Below are 4,288 nucleotides of genomic sequence, written 5' to 3'. Positions count from 1 at the left end.
AGGCACGTTCGAGGGCTGGCGCGCGGGGAGCTCCATCGAGGCCCCGCGCTTGCCGCCCGGGGCGGGCTCGTCGCGCTCGATCACGATGTCGTAGTAGAGGCGCCCGCCGGGACCCAGGACCTTGGTGATCGTCTTGCGCAGGAGCGCGAAGTAGTGCTCCTCCAGCCACTCGTAGTAGAACCGGCTTGGGAGCTGGACGGTCAGCTTGAGCGCGCCGTCCTCGTCCTCGAGGCCGACCGCCCGGAGCGGCTCGAACCACGTCCGAAAGCTCTGCCGGCTAATGTTGTCCCTGATTATCCCGAGGCACTCCTCCCATACCTCGTCGCGCGATCGATCCATGAAGCGAAAACCAGGGTGGCAGAGGGAGGGTTCGGGGATCGACGGGTGCGGAATATCGTGACGCCGACTCGATCACGCGAGCCTTTCTGGTGACGTGTCGGCGCAGTTGTCCACATTAGGGAACAGGCCTGAGAGCGCCAGATCCGAGCTCGGTCCCAACGCTGACACCAGTTGTCCACCGGTTGGCACACCGATAGGGTCGCATGTGACTTCGTTACCCGACAACGAGATGGGGTATCGTCTCTCACCAGGAACGGACGGGGGTTACTGGAAAGTGATCGTAGTGTAACGGCCGCTTGTGGTGCTCGGCTTTCGTTATCCACATCCTGTCAACCACCGCTCTCCAGCGATTGTCGAGGTGAGGCCGGAGGACCCCCGGTACGGCTTCCGGGTCGCCCCTCCAACGTCCTACACCCGACACCGAGACCGGCCACAGGGCGCCCCGTCCTCGAGGCCGCGTCAACTTCGCGTGAGGCCCTTGTCCGCCCTCGAGGGCGGGACCTACCTTCGCAGGCTCTGAGATCGCTCTGCGACTCCGACATCTGCCGGATGGCGACCCCATCCGCGTTCCTTGACGACCGCCGCCTGACCTACCGTGCTCCAGGTCCGTATTGCTCCGCTCCCCGACGGCCTCCACCAGGAGAGCCTCGAGCCGACAGCCGACGACTTCGGCCTCGATCCCGAGACGTTCTCGGACATCACCGTCGACCTCAACCTCGACGTCGGCGTGGACCGGGTGCTCGCGGCCTACACCGTCCGGTCCACCGCTCGCCTCGAGTGCGACCGGACGCTCGACCTCTACGACCAAGAGATCGAAGGCAGCCATGCGGTCTTGTTCTCCGCGACCGCAGAGGAGGCAGATGACGACGTGCGCCCGCTTCCCCAGGACGCGACCCACATCGACGTGGCGGACTCGGTCCGCGACACGCTCCTGCTCGCCGTCCCCCTACGGAAGGTGAGCCCGGCCGCCCGCGCGGCCGAGATCCCAACCGAGTTCGGCGCGTCCTCCGAGGACGGCATCGCCGACGACCGGTGGGAGGCCCTGCGCGCTCTCCGCGGCGACGACACCGATTAGACAGACTCTCCGGGCTTCGGCCCTCATCCTCGAAAACGATGGCTAACCCCAAACGCAAGCACTCCAAGGCCCGCACCGGCAAGCGCCGCTCCGAGTACAAGGTCAAGAACGTGCCCACCCCGCACGAGTGCCCCAACTGCGGCAACGCTAAGCTGATGCACCGCGCCTGCCCGACGTGTGGTCACTACCGTGGCCGCGCCGTCCTCGAGGTCTCCGAGGACTACGCGTAGCGTTCCCTGAGGCTTCGGCCTCGAGGTCGGAACGCTCGGCCCTTGGTGGCCCGCTCCTGATGCGCCCGCGCACTCCCGTTTGGGAGCCTGCGCGGGCGCTCGGCGTTGTCGAGGTATCTTCTCCGTCCCCTCTCGCCTCTCCGCCTGTCGCCCATGCCCGTCCGAGTCGCCGTCGACGCTATGGGGGGAGATCACGCCCCGTCGGTGGTCGTGGAGGGCGTCCTCGAGGCCGTCGAGGAGGCCGGGGACCGGATCGGAGTCCTCTTGGTGGGGCCGGAAGAACAGGTCCGTGCGGAGCTCCAAAAGCACGGCGCCGACGACGGCCGCGTCCGCGTCGTAGACGCGCCCCAAGTGATCGAGATGGGCGAGAGCCCAACGGTCGCGCTAAAGCAGAAGCCGCAGTCGTCGGTCCACGTCGGAATCGGCGCCGTCAAGGCCGGACGGGCGGACGCGTTTGCGAGCGCAGGAAACACGGGTGCGGTCATGGCCGCGGCCCTGTTCGGCCTGGGCCGACTGCCCGGCGTCTTGCGCCCCGCGCTCCCCGGCTACCTCCCGACGCCGTCGGGCACGTGCGTGCTCCTCGACGTCGGCGCCAACGTCGAGGTCCGGCCCGAGCACCTCGTCCAGTTTGCCCAGATGGGCGCCGTCTTCGGCTCGGCGTTTCTCGACAAGGAGGACCCGAGCGTCGGGCTCGTCAACGTGGGCGAGGAGCCAGGCAAAGGAACAGACACCGTTAAAGAGGCCCACCAGACGATGGCGGCTCTCGGCGAGCGCGGCGCGTTCCGGTTCGTCGGCAACGTCGAGGGCCGAGACATCCTGCAGCACGGCGCCGACGTGTGCGTCTGCGACGGGTTCGTGGGCAACGTCGTGCTGAAGCTGGCCGAGTCGGTCGCGACGATCCTGCCCCAGATGGTCAAGGCCGAGATCGGGCGCCAGGCCCTCGAGGCCGAGCAAGCCCAGACGGTTGGAGGCGTCCTCAAAGGGATGCTGGCCCCGTTCGACTACCAAGCGTTCGGCGGCGTGCCGATGCTGGGCATCGACGGGACGGTCGTGATCGGGCACGGCGGGTCGTCCTCGATGGCGTGCCGCCAGATGGTGCTGAGCGCCGCCAGCTTGGTTGAGCAAAACCTGACCGCCCGGATCGCCCGAGCGCTCCAGGACACCGCCGGCGAACAATCCCCCTAGCCCTCGATGCCCTCTCGCACGACGGCCGCCATCACGGCGGTCGGGACCTACCTGCCGCCCGACCGGCTTACGAACGCCGACCTCGAGGCGATGGTCGACACGAACGACGAGTGGATCCAGTCGAGGACGGGCATCAAGGAGCGCCGCATCCTGCGCGACGAGTCCAAGGCGACGGCGTTCATGAGCACGGAGGCGGCACGAGCGTGCCTCGAGAAGGCGGGCGTGGGGGCCAGCGACGTGGACTGCGTCATCGTGGCCACCACCACGCCGGACACCGTCTTCCCGGCGACGGCCTGCCGCGTCCAAGACGCGATCGGCGCGACCAAGGCGTGGGGGTTCGACCTGTCGGCGGCGTGCTCCGGGTTCCTGTTCGCCCTGACGACCGGCGCGAAGCTGGTCGAGTCCGGGATGCACCAGCGCGTCTTGGTCATCGGCGCCGACACGATGTCGCGCATCATCGACTACACCGACCGCACGTCGTGCATCCTGTTCGGCGACGGCGCCGGCGCGGTCCTCTTGGAACCAACCACCGACGGCACCGGCGTCCTCGACGTGGTCCACTATTCGGACGGCAGCGGGGGAGAGGCCCTTCAGATGCCTGGTGGCGGATCCCTCATGCCTCCCACGCACGGGTCCATCGATGCCCGGGCGCACTACCTCCAGCAGGACGGCCGCTCGGTCTTCAAGAAGGCCGTGACCGGTATGGCCGACGCCGCCGCCGAAATCATGGAGCGCAACGAGCTTGGGGCCGATGACGTCCGCTACCTCGTCCCGCACCAAGCCAACCTGCGCATCATCGACGCGACCGCTCGGCGGATGGGACTCTCGAGCGACAAGGTGATGGTCAACATCGAGCGCTACGGCAACACGACGGCCGGCACGCTCCCGCTCTGCCTGTCCGACTGGGAGAGCGAGCTCCGCCCCGGCGACAACCTGGTCCTGGCCGCGTTCGGCGGCGGGTTCACCTGGGGTGCGACGTGGCTCAAGTGGAGCTACGACGGCAGCACCGTCGCCGAGAAGACGCTGGCCGAGCTCTCGGCATAACCCGTCCTCGAGGGCGCGGCGGTCGGACCATCGGCCTCGAGGTCGCGTCGCTCCTGAATCTGACTTCCCCTGACGACTCATGCTCGCGTTTCTGTTCCCCGGCCAAGGCTCCCAGGCGCCCGGTATGGCCGCCGACCTCTACGAGATTCCCGCCGCCCGAGACCTCCTCGATGAGGCCGACCGCGTCCTGGGCTTCTCCCTGACAGAGCTGATGTTCGGCGACGACGGCGACGCCCTGAAACCGACCGAGATCACCCAGCCGGCGCTCTACACGCACAGCCTGGCCGCGAATGCTGTTCTCGCATCCCGCGCCGTCCGGCCGGACGTGGTGGCGGGCCACAGCCTGGGCGAGTGGAGCGCGATCGCGGCCGTCGGCGGCGTCAGCTTCGAGGACGGGCTACGGGCGGTGCGCCGT

At 68.3% G+C, this 4,288-nt stretch carries 6 protein-coding genes; 5 read left to right on the top strand and 1 reads right to left on the bottom strand.

What is annotated here, in order from left to right; all coding sequences use genetic code 11:
• Nucleotides 1–339: DnaA N-terminal domain-containing protein (locus tag WBA11_RS20295; RefSeq protein WP_424522446.1), on the bottom strand; the 339-nt coding region annotated here is incomplete at its 3' end.
• A gap of 595 nt (nucleotides 340–934) precedes the next feature.
• Between WBA11_RS20295 and WBA11_RS20290 the strand changes: the two genes are divergently transcribed.
• The 5 genes from WBA11_RS20290 to WBA11_RS20270 all read left to right on the top strand — a co-directional run.
• Nucleotides 935–1,414 carry a YceD family protein gene (locus WBA11_RS20290; protein WP_424522445.1) on the top strand — a complete coding sequence of 160 codons (480 nt, stop codon included), beginning with the start codon at nucleotides 935–937 and terminating at the stop codon, nucleotides 1,412–1,414.
• A 38-nt stretch (nucleotides 1,415–1,452) separates the two neighbouring features.
• Nucleotides 1,453–1,644 carry a 50S ribosomal protein L32 gene (gene rpmF / locus WBA11_RS20285; protein ID WP_424522444.1) on the top strand — a complete coding sequence of 64 codons (192 nt, stop codon included), beginning with the start codon at nucleotides 1,453–1,455 and terminating at the stop codon, nucleotides 1,642–1,644.
• A gap of 153 nt (nucleotides 1,645–1,797) precedes the next feature.
• Nucleotides 1,798–2,829, top strand: coding sequence for a phosphate acyltransferase PlsX (gene plsX, locus WBA11_RS20280; RefSeq protein ID WP_424522443.1), 1,032 nt, complete (start codon nucleotides 1,798–1,800; stop codon nucleotides 2,827–2,829).
• A 6-nt stretch (nucleotides 2,830–2,835) separates the two neighbouring features.
• On the top strand, nucleotides 2,836–3,873 hold the full coding sequence (locus tag WBA11_RS20275; RefSeq protein ID WP_424522442.1) for a beta-ketoacyl-ACP synthase III: 1,038 nt from the start codon (nucleotides 2,836–2,838) through the stop codon (nucleotides 3,871–3,873).
• A gap of 79 nt (nucleotides 3,874–3,952) precedes the next feature.
• Nucleotides 3,953–4,288, top strand: a 336-nt coding sequence (locus WBA11_RS20270) for an ACP S-malonyltransferase (protein ID WP_424522441.1), incomplete at its 3' end; no start/stop codon positions are given.

It is taken from the genome of Rubrivirga sp. (genome assembly GCF_049648075.1).
Lineage (GTDB): Bacteria > Bacteroidota > Rhodothermia > Rhodothermales > Rubricoccaceae > Rubrivirga.
The sequence above is the reverse complement of the archived record's forward strand: the minus strand, read 5'-3'. Positions and strand labels throughout refer to the sequence as shown.